The following is a 20,241-nucleotide window of genomic DNA, read 5'->3' on the forward strand; positions in this document are numbered from 1 at the left end:
CTAGGAGAGATACATGAGTAATAAACCGACAATTATATTCGTACACGGATTTTGGGGAGGCGCTGCTCATTGGAGTAAAGTCGTAACTGAGCTGTCTCACCGAGGTTATGGATCATTACGTGCAGTAGAACTCCCGCTTAGCTCACTGGCTGAAGATGTTGAACGAACAAGAAAAATGATTGCGCAAGTTAAAGGAGATGTCCTTCTGGTTGGTCACTCATATGGTGGCGCTGTAATTACTGAAGTTGGCAATCAAGCGAATGTCGTAGGCCTGGTTTATATTGCTGCTTTTGCACCTGACTCAAACGAAAGCCCTGGTGGCATTACTCAACAACATTTACCTGAGGCTGCACCAAACTTAGAACCAGACAGTGATGGTTATCTCTGGCTTAAAGCAGATAAATTCCATGAAAGTTTCTGTCAGGATTTAAGTAAAGATGAAGGGTTTGCAATGGGTGTCACCCAAAAAGCGCCAGTAGCAAGCACTTTTGGCGATACGATTTCCACACCAGCCTGGAAAACGAAACCATCTTGGTATCAAATCTCGACTCAAGACCGAATGATTCATCCTGAAAATCAAAAAGTCATGTCTGCACGCCTAAATGCAAAAAAAGTGATTGCGTTAGATGCAAGCCATGCTTCTTTGGCATCACATCCAAAAGAAATTTCAGACTTGATTGAAGAAGCTCTCAGCTTTCTTGCTCAATAAATGATGAATGAACAGAGAGAATCAAGGGATTTCCTCTATATCTTAGACCCATTTAAAACTTAGATTTATTGAAATTCAATTTGGCTATAGTCAAACCACCTAATCATACATACAAGTGATTTGCATCAAGTCATTGATCATAAATGAAGCTTATGTTTTTGTATGAACTTATGGAAGCTATTGGTTATCAATTCGTTTTTCGTATTTTTGAATAATAGATGGTTGTCCTACCGTGGGGCGACATGGATGTCGCCGTTGGGCGGGGGTATATGAGCAAAAATAAAGCACTGCTTTGTTTGCAGCGCAAGAGCCCTGTTAAACGAAAGATTTTTGTCATCTTTTCATCTCTGAAAAGTGAGGCATCGCCTAGGCAAAGCTATTTAAACTTTGAACATAAAGTGTGGCATTGCAAGCATTTTTATAATCAAACAATTTTATTTTTCCATGAAATTGATTTAATTATAAATATTAATTTCTTGTGTATGAATTTTTTGACAAGTTAACTATATATATGTCTAAATTAGAATTCAGTAAGAAGACCTCTTTGATATGCTTTCAATTCCTCAAATAGAAATAAAACCTCTACAATATTTTAAAACCGATGCTCCAGCTTTAAACTAACATTATGTTTATCATAAGAATATAGCCACTCTACATTGCTGTTATTTTGATTATATTGATAAGTGAGATTAGGTGTTAAACCATAAAAAACCCAGCGTGGTGCACTTAGAATTAAAGTATAATTTTGTTCAAAATCATGTCGTCTAGCCTCCAACACTGGAGTAAATTTATCAAATTGACGCCAACGAAAAGAACTAAATAAATTTGCGTTAAAACCTGACTCAAAGTTCTTGGAAAGCCCTAAACGTACACCTTGTTGTTGATAAGCCGTAAAATATTGTTCTTGGGTATTATGGTCAACAAAATCCAGTCCGCCAAATAGCGTCCAGTTTTTTGGTAAAATTTTCCAAAAGGTTGAATAGACTGAATATTCCACGCCATCTTGGCCTTTATACTGGGAATAATTTATATCTTTCATTTCGGCTTCTAACTTGACAGCTTTGTCGTTAGAGATAAAACGCATCCACTCACCCCTTAGCCCATAGGCACTATAGAGCGGATCATGGGCATAGTATTTATGTTCAAATACGGGTGCAACCAAAACTTGATTACGTTCATTGTAATAACTATAACCCGCATTTAAGTTAAAAGTTAATTCATTGTAATCAGTCTGCTCTGGATAAACTTGACCATAGAATAATCCACGCAATGCCATGCCATGTTGTCCAAAAAGCGACCACCGTTTAGTTAAGGTGGCTTCATAATCCAAACCTTGCGCACTGATCGCGTCAGGTGTGCCACGCTTTACTTGTTCAATAGGAACGACCTTCTTAGTCTCAGGGTCAATGCCATAATATGTAATGATGTCGTATTTATCGGAAGCATTATTAACATTACTGGCATAACGTGAACCAAAAGCCAATGAACCATGCCATTCATCTCGTTGTTTAAGCCCTTTGATATACATCTCTACGGTTTGACGAACACCTTGGGCAGCGGGATCTGTAGACAGATCCAATTGAGATTGAATCTGCTGAAATAACTGTTGACCTTGCTGATTTTTTTGTTGTTCCGTGTAAACACGAGCCAGTTCAAGTTGAGTCATTAAATTATTCGATTGAATCTCTAAACTGTGTTTTAGTTTGCTCTCAGCTAAACTTAAATTCCCCTGCGTGCGTGCCATGACACCCTCAGCAAATTCCGTCAATGCCTGATCATAATTTGGAAAATTTTTATATTTTTCAAGATAACGTAAAGCGACTTGCCATTGTTTTTGCATCACTGCCAAGTAAAGCGCATAAGCAACTTCCGCGGGTTCATCCTTCACCATATATTCCTGACCTTGTATGATCAGATTCGGCAATGCTTGGTCTTTTTGAGGATCATCTGATTTGAGTAGTTTCTTATCATTTTGATATTGCTGTTGGCTAATTTCCTGATTTAACCTGATACTGGTATCATCCGCTGCATAAACGCATTGTCCACACTGCAATACGGCACCAAGCAATACTATTTTTTTCATCTATAAACTCACCAAATAGAATAAAAAAGAAAGACTTACCGAAGTAAGCCTTTCTCATTCAAATCATTATTTCTTACCACCAAAAGCTACATCATATGTTCTATTACCAGCAAATGTTGCAATACCTGCTAAGCTGGTTTGACTATTATAGAACTGACCTGAAACATCACCACCAGAAGGACCACCTGTCCAAGATGCATTTGAACCACTAATCGTTGCATCATTATTAATGGTTGCAGTACCTAAATTAAAGGTACGTGAACTATCGCTCAATGAACCCGTTAACTGTTTAGTTGCAAAGTTAGCAGTAAACGTACCTGACAATAAATTAGAGCCATTATAATTATTGACACCTTGAACGCTATAATTTGCAGTACCTGTAGATGGTACGCTGGTATCCGCATCTTTACCGTTGTAATAAACAGTATGTGTCGCTGGATCAGCTGTACCTAGACGCTTACCGCTGGCATCTTTGGCTTCTGCATTCCACTCACCAAACCAAACGTCTTGTGTAGGCACTTGTTTATAGTTGGCATAACCAATTCCAGCATGAGACGCTGGAAGCCCTGGTAAGTACGGACTTAGACGTACCACACCATTGCCATCTGCATAGCCGTTAAACCCTGAAAATGCAACTATTGCACCGTTATAAAGGGTTTTAACACCAAAACCAACACCTGAGTTTGGATGATTTGGCCCAAGTGAACCAGTCGAACCAACCAAAACTTTAGTGCCATCACTCGTCTCACCGACTACGGCCGCTTGTGCAACACCGACTAAACCAACAGATAGTAAAACAGCCAATGAGATAGATTGAAGTTTCATTTTAAGTTCCTCGATATGAGTTTAAGGTTTATCATTAAGAATAAAAATAAAAAACTTAATGATTATCATTTAAAATAAAACATGTGCTGCACTGATTTTAATTTTTCAATTCAAGTGTAAAATCAAGGAGTACAAGTCTTATTCTTACCACACATTTATTGCCCACTAAGTGACAATAAATTCAGTTCATTACCTATAAATTCCTTTAAAACTTATGGCTAATGCTTAGCTTAAATGTTCGACCTGGTGCTGCAATTGCCGAACGAGTTAATGGATCAATATAGAATTCATCAGTGAGATTAGTCCCCACCAATTCAAATAAGGTGTCTTGTTTCAACCGATAATTAATATAAGCATCTAAAATGGTCATTGAATTCCATGCCAAAGGCGTATTCGCGTAATAACTCATCTCTAAATCGTTATAGTTTTTCGTTTCAGGATTTTCATACTTATGGTGATAACTTGCACGCGTTCCGACTTCGAGTTTTTGATCAAAGAATCGCCCACCGAGTGTCAAATTTACTGAATATTTTGGGGTTGCCATACTGACCAAATATCCCCCTACAAATCCATCATCTACACAACGATTTAATGAAAACTGGTGATTCGCTCCTAAAAGCATTGCTGAATTTTCATCACACACTTTATTCTTAAAACGATAATTGGCACTTAAGTCAGTAAAGAAACGCCCATTGTCAAAACGACTTTGCAGTTCCAAGCCTTCTGTAGTAAGACTATCGATATTACTAAATGCTAAAGTTGGACTACGCTCAATCGCATTCTTGGTTTTGTTATAGTAATAAGCCAATTTAATATCTGCATAGCTGCTGTTTTTAAATAACTCTGATAAATTATGAACGTAGGCAAGTTCATAATTCGATGCATGCTCTGGTTCTAACTTATAACCACTTAAGGTTCCAGAAAACCCGAGCGTACTTTCAAACATACTTGGCATTCTATACGCTTCGCTATAGCGCAAATACATTCTACTATTGGGGCTAAAGTTTACCGTTGCTGAAGCTGTCGGTGTCCAACCATGATCTTTGCTTTTTTGCACACCTGTTTTGGTTAAATCAATATCTTCATAACCACTTGGAGTGCCATCCGTATAATATCCATAATCCCTACCCTCCACCAAAGTACCATTTAAAAATGGATTATTGGCAATGGTTAATTTTCCACGACTATCCTTTTTATATTCGATCGTATTCTGTTTAGCGTATAGACTTCTTTTTAATTCCTGTTGCTTATATTCTTCCGTCCACCCCTGAGCCAAAGCTTCTGCATCAAACATTTCTCTTAATTGTTGTTCTCGTGCAGGGGTCATATTTGCTCTTTTTGTATAATAAGTCATGTTTAATGCTGTGGCTTTTTTAATCAGGCTGAATTGAGGATCACCCGCATTGACTCGTTCATTGAGAAAATCATCAAATGCCCAATAATTTTGATATCTTGCACCTGCACTTAAATTCAGCCATGAGATAGGTTGGTAGTCAAAGTTAAAATTAAACTCTTTCTCTTCTCGTTCGCCTGCTCGCGGTAGCATCCTATAGCCCAAATTTGTTCCGTTAATATTCGGATCTTTATAAATATCATCTGAACTGAGTTTTTCTTTTTGAAAACTTCCCCCTACTGTTAAGCCCAGATTAGACAGCAATTTAAACTTATTACTCAAGGTCATTCCTTGGCGGGTGTTGTCTGAGTTTGCAGTAGCACTGTTCACAAAAACACCTAAGTTTGTATTGGTATCATTGGGAAATCCACCTGAACTATAGGTATGACTCTTGGTATCTGTCCGCCAAATATTGCCGTAAAAATCGACTAAATTATTGTTTTTAGGTTGATATTTGTATTCCATATTATAGGCTTTAGAGTCGATATGACTTAAAGGCCATTGCGGTACCCCTGCTTTATTTTTTACCAGCTCACCCCAAGCAATTCGCGAAGGCAGAATTTCTCCATTGGTAATTGAACTGTCCCGATAACCAAACTCTAAACGCTGTTCATCTGTTGGTTTCCATGTCGCTTTCAACAAATAAGATTCAGTTTCAAGGGATGTATTGGGAACTTCTGTACCTCCTGGGTAAACTTTGGCAAGGTATGGAACGTAATTAAATCGTCCTGTGGCAGGTTTATCATAAAAATCACTGCCATTTTTCCCTGCAAAATGATTGCCTTTATTACGATAAGCATAAGCAGCCAAAACTTCAAAATTATCACTACGTCCTGCCAAAGCAATACGTGTTGCAACATCATCGCCTGAATAAATATTATTTTCTTTATTTTGTCGTGCTAATTTAAATAAGGATGGATCATAATAAGGCTCGAAAACTGGATTGCCTTGCCAGTCCGTTCCTGTAGCTGGATAATTTGGATTATCGTAAATGCTTTGACCGGTGAGTAATTGCGGTTCTCGAGGTTTCACCGCATTGCTGCTGGTCTCTATTTTTATTTCCCCACCAAAATTTTTGCCCTCTTTTAAAACATCATCTACAGCTAGAGTATGAATAACGACAGCGCCACCGACACCTGTATTTACATTGCGTGTGATGGAAGGCCCTTTAATCACTTGTAGCCCACCAATTAAATTAGGGTCAATATAGCTACGATTGTTTGCACCGTTATAGCCACGCCATACAGTGAGTGCCTGTTCTGTGCCATCAATAAGGACAGGAACGCGGCCCGGTCCTTGAACACCACGGATACTTGGATCTAAAGCACCACTATTTCGGGCATCACCACTGTATACTCCGACCATTCCCTTAAATAAGTCTGCTGGCTGAGCACCTTTATATCGTTCTATTTGCTCTTTGCTGGCATAGACGCTAGAAATATCTTGATCATAAACATCATTCTGCCCTTTTGTATCGCGACTGACTGTGCCAAAAACAGTCATTGGGCTAAGCTGTACGACATTTTCTTGATCTGATGTCATAGGCTGAGATTGTACTGGTATGGGTCTAATTTCAGCTTTATCCACATGCTTCAATATATAGCCATTTCCAACTTTCACCACAGTAAACTCGGTTGCTGCTAAAATATGTTGAAAGCCGTTTTCTAAATTATACTGCCCGCTTAAACCTAGACTACGTTTACCTTTGAGCTGATTTGCATCAATTGCAATCGAGGTACCCGCTTGCTCAGCAAAGGTATTTAAAACACTGGCAAGTGAACCCGCTGGAATATGATATGACTGCGTTTCTGTACTGAGCGCATAAGTGCTTTGTGTCGCGAATGTTGTTGCCACACCAACACAAACGAGATGAATCGCCAATGCCAATGATGTCACTTTGAAAGAATATTTTGGATGCTTTTGACCGCAAACAGCTTCACTCATTTTACGCCCCAGTAAATGTAAATAAGAATCATTCAATATATTAAATTAAATGTATTCCTAATATTTGCTTCTACTTACTATGACGTACAAGAAATGAAAAAGTGGAACCGTTTATTCAAAATAAATTTAAATTATCTATCTTTTATTTTCACAAAATTATTATTTGTCATATTTATCAATCATTTTTAAAAACGATATGAATTTTATCCTAAAATTTTAGGTCTAATTTAAAGCTAAACAGCATGATTCAAACCAAGTGCTTAAATCATGCTGTTTATTGCAAAGTCACAACTGTGAAATATGGGGTGATTTGATAGACATTTAACTGAGGGAACACACTGCTTAATAGTTGCAAGGCGCTTTCGGTATGATCTAAAGGCAATACAGCATTGACCTTAATTTGCTCTAACTTGGTAGCGTTAAATATAATTTTTTCTTTACTATTTCGATTCAACTCATTTAGCACTTTTGACAAAGACATATTTTCAACAATCAAATGCCGTTGATTCCATTTCTGCTGTTCATTGTATAAATTAAAAGTATGTATAGGTTGTATACCATTTCGATCAAGTATGACTTCTTGCCCTGCTGTCACAATCACAGAAGATGCTTTGGTTTGATCTTCGTCTTGTTTCGAGGACTGCACTTTCACTTTGGAATGTAGCATTTTAAGCCCAGTCGCGTCTGGCTGATATTGAACACTAAATGCAGTTCCCAATGCTTCAATTTGACCATGTTGGGTTTTGACAATAAAAGGACGGGTTTTGTCTTTGGCCACATCTACAAATATTTCCCCTTGAACCAACTCCACAACACGCTGATTTGCTGAGAAGTCTAGATTAACCGCACTCTGACCACTGAGTTTAAGTTGTGAACCATCTGCTAAAGTTTGGGTTGCCCATTCTCCCGCATGATTTTTAATATTAGCGGTTAGATATGACACTGGATGATAAATAAAATAACTATAAATACCCCCTACACAACACAATATCACCGTTAAAATTCCACCATAGCGCATATTTTTTTGCTTACGGGCACTATGTAAACCTGTTTTTAAGACAGATTGGGTCATTTTCTGTTGTTGTGGATTCTGTACCAATTTTTGAATCGAAGTAATATATTGCTCGATATCTTGAGCAATTTTTTGGCGTTGTGGACTCTTGATTTTCCAAGCATCAAAATCTGATTGCGCTGTTCTTTTGAGTAAATCATCATCGCTACTCAGCAGCACAATCCATTCCGCTGCTTCTTCGATTAATTTTTGCTTACTCTTCTCTTCTTCAATCATTTACTCAAACAAATCCTTCTCTTGTTTCAGTGCGTAGCATTGCACAAGGCAAGTTGCTAGATATTTTTGAATCATCTTGGTTGAAACACCAATGATTTCTGCAATTTCTTTATGGGTTAAACCTTCAAAATAATGGAGCACAAAAGCTTGTTGTGCTTTTTCAGAGACGCGTATCAAAGCCTGACAAATCTGGTCAATCGCTTGAACAACTTGAAGCTGATCTTCTGGTGAAGGAATTGTATCCAGCATATATTCCATCTGGCTTAATTCATTCAGATAGGCTTGCTCTATGCGCTTACGGCGTACCTGATCAATCATTAAATTTCTGGCAATAGTCACCAGATATGCACGAGGTTCTTTTACTCCAAAAAGTTCATCACGCGTTTGCAGAATTTTAATAAACGTATCTTGTACCAAATCTGCGGCTTGCTCACTATTGCCTACTTTTTTTCTAAGCCATTGATGCAACCAAGATTGGTGGTTACGGTACAATTGATCTACAAATGCAGGATTTTTGTTCACAATAGGATCAACTCTTTGATGGTCTTTTAAATGATAATAATTATCATTTAAATGTCAAGACACCCTGAGAGAAAATCCCCGTATATATGATTATTTTTTAGTTTATGTACATCCTTATGTTCTATTTGATCATTTAATATACTTAAAAAATAAAGCTAAATTATCAATCGTTAATACACATTGAACCTCAATATCTTGGTTATCATTCAGTGTAAATTCCGATTTATTATTTAATTTTATGGATATTTTTATCATAAAATAATCTTCCCCTTTGACATGTTGTTTTAATGACTACAATAAGGACAAGAGGGTTTTTCTATAACCAGATGATATGAACTTGCACAATGTTCTAAAATAAGTCCTCGAATTTGCTGCTCTAAAGCCTCATCATTAATTTGTTGCAACTGACTACACTTTTTACAATATATTCTCATATTGGTTTGACTTCCCTTGAATGAATATAATGCTTGTTCACTGCCCAGCTTAAATTTAACCAACAATCCTGCTTTAACAAGCTGTTTCAGGGTTTGATAGACACCAGCAAAAGATAATTTTTTCACTTTTAAATCTGGACTATACAAAATTTCGGCTGCTGTCAGCTCTCGTTGTGCATTTCTTAAAATATTCAGTACAGTTAATCGTGTTGTGGTTACTTTTAAGTTTGCTTGCAACAGCAAGCGTTTAAGTTCTTCAGTATTTTTATAATATTCAAAGATTTCCATCCTGAGATTATCCTCATTTATGCTTTTAACCACATCCACAATTGCACACAAACCATCATCAAAACAATGGTCCCTACTGCCCATGGATGAGGCACAGTCCAAATTAAAATGCCAGCAGCCACACTCATACTGGCCAAAGAAAATAGTTTTACTTTTACGGGCAAAGTTCGTTTGAGTTGCCATTGCTGTAAAATCGGAGCAATGACTTTATTATTAACAATCCACTGATGCATTCGTTGCGAACCCTTTGCAGCAAACAACGTTGCCAAAAAATAAAAATCAAACGTAGGCAAACCAGGAACCACCAAACCGATCGTCCCTAAGACCAGACATAACCCCGCCAGTGCAATACAGATCCAGCGAACCAACCATGACTTCGCAAGTCTCGGCTCCGACATAGAAATACTGGTATTTAGATTGGTCTCTGACCCCGTTTGCTTCATTGCTTGATTTCCTTTATCCATCATCAATTATTTATTTCAGTGTTTTTAATTGTGCTAAAAGTTCACCAAAACGATGAAAGCCTTGCATAGCCCCCTCAATAATCAATTGCTGTTCCTCTAAACTAAAATTTGCATCATCTAGGGTTTGCTTGAAACGCTTCCACACTAAACCACGCCCCTCTGGATATGCTGCTAAGTTACGTGCAGCAAAATCAGCATTAAAGCCAAATCTAGCCTGAGCCTCTTTGAGTAAAAATGCTGCGCCTAAGGTTGAACCTTCTGAAACATAAATCCAGCCCAAAGATTGTGGAAAACTAATTTCATCGGTTGCAATACCCTGCTGCTGAGGCGTTAAACCTAAATCAGCCAAGTCTTGTAAAGCTGCATCGGAACGCCCACGCACATCTAAATCGGGAATCAATTGTTCAACCTGTGAATCTTGATAAAGATGTTCAACATCTTTCTGAAAATAATATTGCGACAGGGTGAATTGCGCATAATTTTCTTTACTCTCAAACGCGCCTGATTGCTGCATCAAGATTTCCATACGTTCATGCTCTGCCAGTGTTTCTTGTTTCAAGCGTTGCATTAAACTACTGCTGATCACTTTTTCTGTTGATGCGTTCATAAAAACTCCTAAATAAACCTTTTCATTGTTTAATGATCCAATCAGCGATTACGACCAAGCTTAAGCTGAATGGGAAAATCCACCACGATTGCCAATGCTTCACCATTGACAATATGTGGTTTAAATTTTGCTTTTTGTGCAGCTTGTATAGCTCTTTCGTCCAAACTACTCATGCCTGAGCTTTGCTTTACTCTGACATCTATCGGCTGCCCTTGTGGATTGATTTTGATGGTGAGAACCAACAAGCGCTGCTGGTTTTGCAATTCGCGATCATCGTAATTAAGCTTGCCAAAGCTGAGTACATCGACCCGACTCACGGGAAGCGGTTGCTGTGGTTGAGAAGTAGAGGCAGCGTTTTGTTCTTTTTTATTGTCTTTGCCTGCTTCACCGCCTGCACGTTTGGCTATCTCATTTGACTGACCTGTAACAGTCTGTTCACTATTCGTAGATGATTTCGTTTCCGTGAATGTTTGCGTTGACTGACGATTTGATTCAGATTTACTTTCCGTCTGTTGATCGGTTGGTTTTTTTTCTTGTGCTTTTGTTGTCTGTTGTGTTGTTTGATCCATCTTCAACTTTTTTGACTCAGTACTGTGTATCACTTTTACCTGTTGTTGATGTTGTACCGCTGTTGCTACTGTAGATTGAGGCTGTGCTTTTGATTGCGTTGCAGCTTGCTCTGATGCCTTCTGCAGCTTGGTACTGCTCTGTTGTACAACATCGGTTTTGTTCAAGCTGATAAAACGAATTTGAATCGCATTTTCAACTGAATGTGATTCAATACGAACATCTGTTTTTAAATAAGACAAATACCATAACAACAATATATGACTGATCACTACCCCACAAAGCGTAGAGTATTTTTGCTTATCATTTGAAGCGAGAATTACAGCAGACATAGGCTTAGATACAGCGCAAATAAATGTAGCGCATTTGCTGAGTGCTGAATAAGACCCTATGCTTTTCTTGTCTGCTCAATCTATTGTATTGCGTTGTACTGTTCATGAGTCCTTCCTGCTTCGTCTATCAGATCAATTGCTGTGAATTAAAAAACACTGCCTTTATCTATATAGACGAATGAGAAGGCAAAAATGCCTAATGAGAAATGTAATTAAATGTAAATAAGAATGGTTTAGAAGAGGCAATTTGACGATAAAACAGTGGGCCACTGAACGTATTTATTTAAATGAAAAAAATAAACTTATATAAATAATGCAGTTAAAACAACTGAACCGTATATCTAAAAAAAACTATAAGAGATAAAAATAATAGGAAGAAAAATTAGGTCATCTAAATAAATGCATATCATAAATGCAATGGATGGCTTAGAAATATTGTAGAGGACAAATACTTCATCCTCTACAAAACACAAAACTACAAGCTTAACGCAGAGCGCTTAAGGCAGTTTTCCTACAGATAAAACTTTACCACGTAATTTCTCAACTGCGCTGAGAATAAACACAAAAAATACTGGGACAAAAAAGATTGCAAGTATCGTCGCACTGACCATACCACCAAAAACCCCTGTACCAATCGCATGCTGAGTTTCAGAACTTGCACCTGTAGCAATCACCAATGGAATCACGCCAGCGGTAAAAGCCAAGGATGTCATCAAGATCGGTCTTAAACGAAGTTTAGCAGCTGCGACAGTGGCTTCGATCAAAGTCATTCCCTCTTCTTTGAGCATTTTGGCAAATTCAACAATCAAAATGGCATTTTTTGCAGATAATCCAATGATGGTAATTAAACCCACTTTAAAGAAAATATCATTGGGAATCCCTCGAATCCATACTGCAACCACTGCACCAATCATACCTAAAGGTACAACCAGCATCACCGACAATGGAATCGACCAGCTTTCATAGAGTGCAGCAAGGACGAGAAAGACCACTAACATTGACAAAGCCAATAAGAAATTGGTTTGCGCTTCTGACTGTTTTTCCTCCAAGGATTGCCCGGTCCACTCATAACCAATGCCTTGTGGTAATTGCTCAATCAGTCGCTCCATTTCCTTCATCACTTCCCCTGAAGAAATCCCTTCTGCGCCTGCCCCTGCAATACTCAATGATGGTCGTCCATTATAGCGATTGTATTGCTGCGGAGACTGTGTCCACACAGGTGTTACAATCTCAGACAGTTTAACCAGTGCTCCAGTTTTATTAATCACATTCAAATTTAAAATATCAGTGACTTTCATCCGTGAATCGGCATCAACTTGAACAATCACTTGCTGCATTCTTCCTTGATTTGGAAAATCATTGACATACATCGAGCCCATTGAAGATGAAATGGTATCTGTCACATCAGCAAAATTCACACCTAAAGCTTCTGCCTTATTGCGATCAATTTTTAAATCGACATTACTACCTGGTGGTAAACCCTCTGGATAAACATAAGCCAGTTTTTTACTGGTTGCTGCAAGACTGATCAACTGCGCTTGTGCCTCATTCAAAGCTTGCATTCCAAGGTTACCGCGATCTTGTAAACGTAAAGTAAAGCCCGAAGTTGTTCCCATTTCTTCAATTGCAGGCGGTAAAACAGACATAATCGTACCTTCTGTACTTTCTGCCATGGCCGCATTTACAGCGTTAACCTCATCTGCAGCGGAGGTATTTCTGTCTTTGAAATCTTTTAAATTTGTAAAGGCTATGGCAGTGTTATTGCCAGAACCACTAAAGCCAAACCCGAGTACAGAGACATTTTCTTTAATACTTTCTCTGCTTTTTAAATGTTCCTCAAACGATTTTACAATGGTCAATGTACGCTCTTGACTGGCATCTGCAGGCAATTGAAATGAGGTAATAAATGAGCCTTGGTCTTCTTCAGGTAAAAAAGCGGTTGGGATCGATTTAAATGCAAATAATAAGAAACCTGTCAGGACAAAAAATACAATCATCACAGTAAAAATGTGTTTCAACAATTTCACTAAAATTGCTTCATACTTTTTATTGACGCGGTCAAAAAAGCGATCAAACCACGCAAAGAAGCCCTTTTTCTGATGATTTACTTCAATCGGTTTTAACAAGGTTGCACAAAGTGCAGGGGTTAAAGTCAGTGCTAAAAATGCTGAGAAAGCAATGGATACCGCCATCGTCACTGTAAATTGTCTATAGATAATCCCGACCGAACCACTGGCAAAGGCCATCGGTAAAAATACCGCCACCAGTACCAAGGTTATCCCGATGATTGGACTGGTTATTTCTTGCATTGCTTTAGAGGTAGCATCAACAGGAGATAAGCCTTCCGTTGCCATGATGCGTTCCACATTTTCAATCACCACAATCGCATCATCGACAATAATACCGATAGCTAAAACCATACCAAACATGGTTAAAACATTGACCGAAAAACCACTGATCAGCATCACCGCAAATGTACCTAAAAGTGCAATCGGTGCAACAATTGAAGGAATCAAGGTGTAACGAATGTTATGTAAAAATAAATACATAACAAGGAAAACTAACACCATTGCTTCTAGCAAAGTCATGATTACTTTTTCAATCGAAATCTTAACAAACGGTGCAGTATCATAAGGAATTGAATATTGCATTCCCTTTGGTAAAACCTTGCTCAACTCCTCAACTTTTGCTTTGACCGCTTCAGATGTCTTGACTGCATTCCCCCCTGGGCTCATTTGAATCGCCAAAGCGGTTGCTGGCTTTCCATTTTCTAAAATAGAAAAACTATAGGTTTGCGCCCCAAGCTCCACCCGTGCAACATCTTTCAGTGTGACTTGTGCGCCACTCTGATTGGCACGCAAAGTAATATTTTGAAATTCTTCGACTGTACTTAATTGTCCTTCAGCCGTTAATGGCAGTGTAATCATCTGTCCTTGGACCGCAGGCAAACTCCCGACACTTCCCGGAGATATCGGCGTATTTTGTGCTTGAATGGCATTTGTGACATCTTTTATCGACAACTGATAAGACACCAGTTTGTTTGGATCTATCCAAATACGCATGGCTTTTTCAGATCCAAAGGATTGGATACGACCGACTCCTTCAACTCGTTTTAATTCTTCAACCACATTTCGAACCAAATAATCACTTAAATCAATTTCTTTAAATTGATCATTTGGTGAGTTGATTCCGACCATCATCAGAAATCCAGAGGATGCCGCTTCAACAATTAGGCCTTGCTGTCTAACAGATTGTGGCAATCTCGGTTCGATAGACTTTAATTTATTTTGCACATCCACCTGAGCCAACTCTGGATCAGTCCCCGGTTTAAATGTGGCAGTGATACTCGCTTGACCACTGGCATCAGAGGTGGCGCTGTAATAAAGTAAATTCTTTACTCCCGATAACTCTCTCTCAATCAAGGTGACAACACTATCATTCAAGGTTTCTGGTGTTGCTCCGGGATAAGTTGCATAGATGCTAATCGAAGGTGGTGCAACTGAAGGAAAACGTGAAATCGGCAACTTTGGAATACTTAAGACACCAAACAGAATAATAAAGAGTGCAATCACCCAAGCAAAGATTGGCCGTTTAATAAAGAACTGCGATATCATAATTTTTCTCCTGTATTCGGAGAAGACTGACCTGCCGTGCTTTGATCACTGCCCTTATTTTGCGTTTGTAAAGTCCCAACATCGGTTGTGTATTGCGACTTCCACTGGGTTATTTTTAAAGGCTGTTCTGGCTGTTGAATTCGATCATGTCCTTCAACAATGACTTTTTCACCTGCTTTAATTCCACTATTCACCACATAGAAACCTTTGTATAACTGTCCTAAACTCACTGGACGTGTTTCTGCAGTCTGATTTGCTTTTACAATCATCAGTTGTGCTTGACCTGAAATATCTCTTTGCACGGCTTGTTCTGGGACAAGTAAGGCATTGGGTTGTGATGCTCTGTTTAAACCAACTCTGACATACATCCCTGGCAATAATTTCCGTTGAGGGTTATTTACTTCAACACGGATGGTGACATCACCCGTATTAGGATCTACGCTGGTATCTGAGAATAAAATCTTTCCAGTCACTGGATATAATTTACCCTGACTATTGGATATGCTGACCTCAGCACCGCCACGTTGTAACAACGAACCATCACTCAAACGATCTTGCAATTGCTCATATTCAGAGATTGATTGTTTAACATCAACATAGACTTTATCTAACTGATGCACCAAAGCCATTGGATTGGTATCGCTGCTGCTGACCAATGCACCTTCGGTTACCAGCAACTTACCAATTTGACCTGAAATCGGGGCGCGTACAGTCGCATAGCGTAAGTTTAAATTTTGTCGTGCCAATGCCGCCTTGGTTTGAGCAACTTCGGCCAAAGCCTGTTGATAAGCAGCTTCCGTATTATTAAATTCCTGTTTACTAATTGCGTTGGAAGGAAGCAGTTGTCGATATCGCTCTTGTTGCGTTTTTAGACGCACCACTTCGGCCTGTGCTTTTGCCAATAAAGCCTGATTACTATTGACATCTGCTTGAAGAATTTCCGAATTGATTTTAAATAAGGGTTGTCCAGCCTTAACTTCACTGCCTTGGGTAAACAACACCTTTTCAATAATTCCACCAACTTGTGGGCGAATTTCTGAAATTCGAAAGGCTTGTACACGTGCAGGTAAATTTTCAATCAAATGAATATTTTGCTGTTGAACGGTATAAATACTGACTTTGGCTGGCGCTACCTGCTGTGCTTGTTCTGCTTCAGTATTTCCTGAGCGATTACATCCAGTTAACGCACTCCCACTTAAAACAAACAATAAAATAATAAAAAAATAAGGCTTAGGCATCATCTGCACCCAGAGTTCTAGATATGACGATTATTGGCAATATTTGTGTACTTAGCGTCACTAAAGTGTGGAGATTGTGTGGATATAGCCACTAAAAATAAATTATGATGGTTCTATATCCATTTTAAAGTATCCAGCAATGGGCAATATTTCTTTTGCGTCTGATCCAGCCAGTAAACAAATTTTAGTCGTTGAAGATGATTATGATATCGGTGATATTGTGGAGCATTATCTGAAAAAAAACGGCTTTAATGTGCTTAGAGCGCTTAATGGACAGCAAGCCATCGAAATACATGCGCAGCAGCAGATTGATCTGGTGATTCTTGACGTGAAATTGCCAATCTTAAATGGTTGGGAAGTTTTAAATCATATTCGTCAATCCAAACAAACCCCTGTGATTATGCTGACCGCATTAGATCAAGAAGTGGATAAAGTCACAGCACTTAGAATCGGCGCAGATGACTTTGTGGTAAAACCATTCAATCCAAATGAAATTATTGCCAGAGTTGAAGCAGTATTGAGAAGAAGTGCGATGTCATCTCAGACGAAAGCCCAAATCATTAGCTTTAAATCAATTGAAATTAATACAGAAACACTTTGTGTATACATTATCAACGAACATTCGAAAGCACTGTTAAACCTTACCTTAACGGAATTTAAAATCCTTGCGTTGATGTCGCAAGCACCCTACAAAGTTTTTACCCGATCAGAATTAATGAACCATTGCTTGCCTGATGGTGATGCCTTAGAGCGTACTGTAGACAGTCATATCAGTAAATTACGTAAAAAACTGGAAGATCATCATCAAACCGACTTATTGATCAATGTCCGTGGTGTTGGCTATCGTTTAAGGCAAAATGATGAAACATAACATTGGAATTAGCCGACAGCTGATTATCACCATGGCCAAAGTGAGCTTATTGACCACATGTTTTTCCTTGATTTTTGGCTATTTAACTTATTTTGTTGCCATCGAGTTTAAATTGGTCTCGCTAGAACAGTTAAATTCTGAAGATTGGTCATTTAATTTGATTGATCTGATCTGGATTTTACTGGTGACTTTATGCGGTTCATTAACCTCTGTTTATTTAGGATTAAAATTAGCGCAACGCTTTATCGCCCCGCTAAATTCTTTAGCCATTGCAGCAAGAGAAATTAGTTTGGGTAATCTTTCTGTAAGAGCGCAATTGGACAATCCCTCTTCTGTCGCTGAAATCACAAAGATGATCAATGATTTTAATCGTATGGCGGAAAAACTGGAAATCTCAGTCAACAATGCATCTATTTGGAATGCCGCAATTGCACATGAATTAAGAACTCCTGTGACTATCTTACAAGGTCGCTTACAAGGCGTGCTTGACGATATATTTACCCCAGATAAGGCCTTATTAAAAAATTTGCTCAATCAAGTTGAGCAGTTGTCATTTTTAATCGAAGATCTAAGAACCCTAAGTCTGGCGGATAATCAACAAATTCGACTTAACCTAGAATCAGTTTGTCTATCTGATGTCATTACACAATCTGTGAACTTACTTCAAGACCGTTTTGATCAAGCAAAATTAATCATTGAAACCAATTTATCGGATCAAGCCTGCTTTTTTGACCGACAACGGCTTGAACAGATCTTAATTGCATTATTCGAAAATGAAATTCGTTATGCACAGGCAGGGATTTTACGGATTAGCACCCAAAAAAAATCAGAAGGATTGGTTTTAACCATTGAAGATCAAGGACCCGGTATCGCAGATCAGCATATTCCCTTTATTTTTGATGCATTTTATCGACTTGAAGAATCCAGAGGCAAAAAGAATGGTGGTAGTGGTTTAGGTCTATCTGTTGTCAATGCAATTATGATCGCGCATGAAGGTCGCATTGAATATTCCAAGTCACAAGCTTTAGGGGGAAGTTGTTTTAGTATTTTATTTAAGCCCGACGATTTAAATAAAATATGAGATCAACATCCAAGTATAAAATCGACTTCATTTAAACAAACATTCAGCTAATCTATTTTAAATTGACAACTATAGACAGATCACATAGTGGCCAAATGCTGATCAAAAAGCAATCTAAGCACATTTCTATGGCTATTGGTCTATAGTTATTGGGAGCAAATTCGATTTTAGCCTAGCGTAATTTTCTTTAAACGGTAATCCAATGTTGCCCGACTAATTCCAAGCATACGTGCAGCTTCTGATACATTCTGCTGGCTTTTATCCATTGCACTACGAATAATATTTTGTTCAAGTTGATCTAAAGAGAAATTCTCGCTAAATAAATCCTCTACATTGATCGCCGATTGTGCAGTTTCACCTACTGCATCTAAATCTTTATGTTGTGGAAACAAACTTTCCAATTTAATTTCCTGTTGATGATCGGTCAGTAATGTGGCTCTTTCCAACAAGTTTTCCAGCTCACGAATATTGCCAGGCCAATCATATTTCATCATAAAATTTTTCGCTTTATCACTGAGCCCTTTTAGGGTTTTGCTATACATATTTTCAAAGCGTGCTAAAAAATGATTAATCAGCAAGGGAATATCTTCTCTTCGCTGACGTAAAGGCGGAATAATCACAGGAAAAATATTTAAGCGATAATATAAATCTGCACGGAATTTACCATCTTTAACGGCTTGCTCTAAATCCTCGTTGGTCGCAGCAACCAGTCTGACATCGACTTGGCGGGTGCGACTATCTCCTACCCGTTCAAATTCACCTTCTTGCAGCATACGTAATAACGCAGCTTGCGCACGTGGTGAAAGCTCGACCACTTCATCTAGAAAAATTGTTCCGCCATCGGCACGTTCAAATTTTCCCATTCGGGATTGCACCGCACCAGTAAATGCGCCTTTTTCCACCCCAAACAGTTCTGACTCAATCAAATCTGGAGGAATACAAGCACAATTCACTGCCACAAATGGCTGCGCTTGGCGCTGACTGCCATTATGAATACCACGTGCAAATGCTTCTTTGCCAACGCCTGTTTCACCCTGTAATAAAACTGCGACTTTACTCCCTGCTGCTTTTTTAAGTAGATCACAGACTTTGCGATAGGCAACCGACTCGCCTACCGCATTAAACATGGTGTAATCACTTTCAGCATCGGTATAAATATTTTTCTTTAATTGATTGAGTTCCGCCTGTAAGGCAATGATTTCGTCCGAGACAGCATCGGGTGACATAAAGCGAATCAACTCATCGGCATTTTCCCATTCACTCAACGGCTTTCCAATGATTCGACAATGTTCATCACCTTGAGCAACGCAATGTGTTTCCTGATAGATAATGGTCTGCCCCATGACAAAGCTGCTATAGCCACAGGCATAGCCCAATAACATCCAGCAAGCAGGTTGATCCGAAGCACCAAATTCACTTAAATGCACTTCTGCTTCAAATGAATTAAGCCAATTAAAATCAGCATAAAATTGTTTTAAATCATGGCTCAAATGCAGTTCATTGACTTCAACCTGCACCATGCCACGGATGCCATGCATTTGCGGTCCAGCCATAAAAGCTTCTGCTTCATTTAAATTTGGTCGTAGTTTTGAGGTTACTTCTGCATCGCGCATGCCAGCTTGATAACCACAACGAATAAAAAAGCGTTTGGTGCGTTCAAGCCCCAACATCTGATAAAGATCTTTTCTTAAAAAGCCCAGAATACTGGTATGCATCAACAACATCCGATTTTCATCAAACCAGATTTGTCCGTGTTGAGCATCAAAAACGATTTTATCGAGTAAATCTTGAATATCTTTGTTCTGTTCCAGTATTTTTTTATATACCTTCACATCTTTGGCTGGGGGCATGCTATATCCATCCTTGGCTATATTTCGTTGTAAATACGATCTTGATATTACCTAATTTTGATCCAAAAGCTTCACTACCTATTCTTATATTTTCATACCTTTAAGGTATATTGTTTTAATTTTAATCGATA

15 protein-coding genes are annotated in these 20,241 nt (G+C 38.6%); 3 read left to right on the top strand and 12 right to left on the bottom strand.

Features of this window, described 5'->3' with window-relative positions:
* The first annotated feature begins 13 nt into the window (after positions 1–13).
* The gene (locus ACG916_RS06035; protein WP_419328274.1) at positions 14–709 is read left to right on the top strand and encodes an alpha/beta hydrolase; all 696 of its coding nucleotides are present in this window, start codon (positions 14–16) and stop codon (positions 707–709) included.
* Positions 710–1,301: 592 nt separating this feature from the next.
* Here the strand turns inward: ACG916_RS06035 and ACG916_RS06040 are convergent.
* From ACG916_RS06040 to ACG916_RS06090, 11 genes are all read right to left on the bottom strand, one after another.
* Positions 1,302–2,792 (bottom strand): surface lipoprotein assembly modifier, encoded by a 1,491-nt coding sequence (locus ACG916_RS06040; protein ID WP_419328273.1) that lies wholly within the window; start codon positions 2,790–2,792, stop codon positions 1,302–1,304.
* 66 nt (positions 2,793–2,858) lie between these two features.
* Positions 2,859–3,617 (bottom strand): Slam-dependent surface lipoprotein, encoded by a 759-nt coding sequence (locus ACG916_RS06045; RefSeq protein WP_336953251.1) that lies wholly within the window; start codon positions 3,615–3,617, stop codon positions 2,859–2,861.
* A gap of 205 nt (positions 3,618–3,822) precedes the next feature.
* Entirely contained in the window at positions 3,823–6,954 is a 3,132-nt protein-coding gene (locus ACG916_RS06050; RefSeq protein WP_336953253.1) for a TonB-dependent receptor, read from the bottom strand.
* A gap of 274 nt (positions 6,955–7,228) precedes the next feature.
* A complete protein-coding gene (locus ACG916_RS06055) occupies positions 7,229–8,242 on the bottom strand; it encodes a FecR family protein (protein ID WP_336953254.1) in 1,014 nt (337 codons plus the stop codon).
* The gene (locus ACG916_RS06060; protein ID WP_004721334.1) at positions 8,243–8,764 is read right to left on the bottom strand and encodes a sigma-70 family RNA polymerase sigma factor; all 522 of its coding nucleotides are present in this window, start codon (positions 8,762–8,764) and stop codon (positions 8,243–8,245) included.
* Positions 8,765–9,048: 284 nt separating this feature from the next.
* On the bottom strand, positions 9,049–9,525 hold the full coding sequence (locus tag ACG916_RS06065; protein ID WP_336953255.1) for a Fur family transcriptional regulator: 477 nt from the start codon (positions 9,523–9,525) through the stop codon (positions 9,049–9,051).
* Positions 9,504–9,929, bottom strand: coding sequence for a YbaN family protein (locus tag ACG916_RS06070; RefSeq protein WP_004721341.1), 426 nt, complete (start codon positions 9,927–9,929; stop codon positions 9,504–9,506). The genes ACG916_RS06065 and ACG916_RS06070 overlap by 22 nt, the downstream gene beginning before the upstream one ends.
* Positions 9,930–9,960: 31 nt before the next feature.
* Positions 9,961–10,557 carry a biliverdin-producing heme oxygenase gene (locus ACG916_RS06075; protein ID WP_004721344.1) on the bottom strand — a complete coding sequence of 199 codons (597 nt, stop codon included), beginning with the start codon at positions 10,555–10,557 and terminating at the stop codon, positions 9,961–9,963.
* A gap of 41 nt (positions 10,558–10,598) precedes the next feature.
* On the bottom strand, positions 10,599–11,456 hold the full coding sequence (locus ACG916_RS06080) for an energy transducer TonB (protein ID WP_419328271.1): 858 nt from the start codon (positions 11,454–11,456) through the stop codon (positions 10,599–10,601).
* Between the two features lie 497 nt (positions 11,457–11,953).
* Positions 11,954–15,070, bottom strand: coding sequence for a multidrug efflux RND transporter permease subunit (locus ACG916_RS06085; RefSeq protein ID WP_419330215.1), 3,117 nt, complete (start codon positions 15,068–15,070; stop codon positions 11,954–11,956).
* Positions 15,067–16,311, bottom strand: coding sequence for an efflux RND transporter periplasmic adaptor subunit (locus ACG916_RS06090; RefSeq protein ID WP_419328270.1), 1,245 nt, complete (start codon positions 16,309–16,311; stop codon positions 15,067–15,069). The genes ACG916_RS06085 and ACG916_RS06090 overlap by 4 nt, the downstream gene beginning before the upstream one ends.
* A gap of 136 nt (positions 16,312–16,447) precedes the next feature.
* Here ACG916_RS06090 and adeR point away from each other — a divergent pair, with 136 nt between their 5' ends.
* Together adeR and adeS are read left to right on the top strand one after the other, a co-directional pair.
* Positions 16,448–17,179: an efflux system response regulator transcription factor AdeR gene (gene adeR, locus ACG916_RS06095; protein WP_419328268.1), complete on the top strand. Its 732-nt coding sequence runs from the start codon at positions 16,448–16,450 to the stop codon at positions 17,177–17,179.
* Positions 17,169–18,260, top strand: a complete 1,092-nt coding sequence (adeS, locus tag ACG916_RS06100; protein WP_419328267.1) for a two-component sensor histidine kinase AdeS — start codon at positions 17,169–17,171, stop codon at positions 18,258–18,260. Before adeR ends, adeS begins: the two co-directional genes overlap by 11 nt.
* Positions 18,261–18,427: 167 nt before the next feature.
* Here the strand turns inward: adeS and mobR are convergent, their stop codons facing one another.
* A complete protein-coding gene (mobR, locus tag ACG916_RS06105; RefSeq protein ID WP_336954769.1) occupies positions 18,428–20,110 on the bottom strand; it encodes a phenol degradation transcriptional regulator MobR in 1,683 nt (560 codons plus the stop codon).
* Positions 20,111–20,241: the final 131 nt, after the last annotated feature.

This window comes from Acinetobacter legionensis (assembly GCF_048552295.1).
Taxonomy (GTDB): Bacteria; Pseudomonadota; Gammaproteobacteria; order Pseudomonadales; family Moraxellaceae; genus Acinetobacter.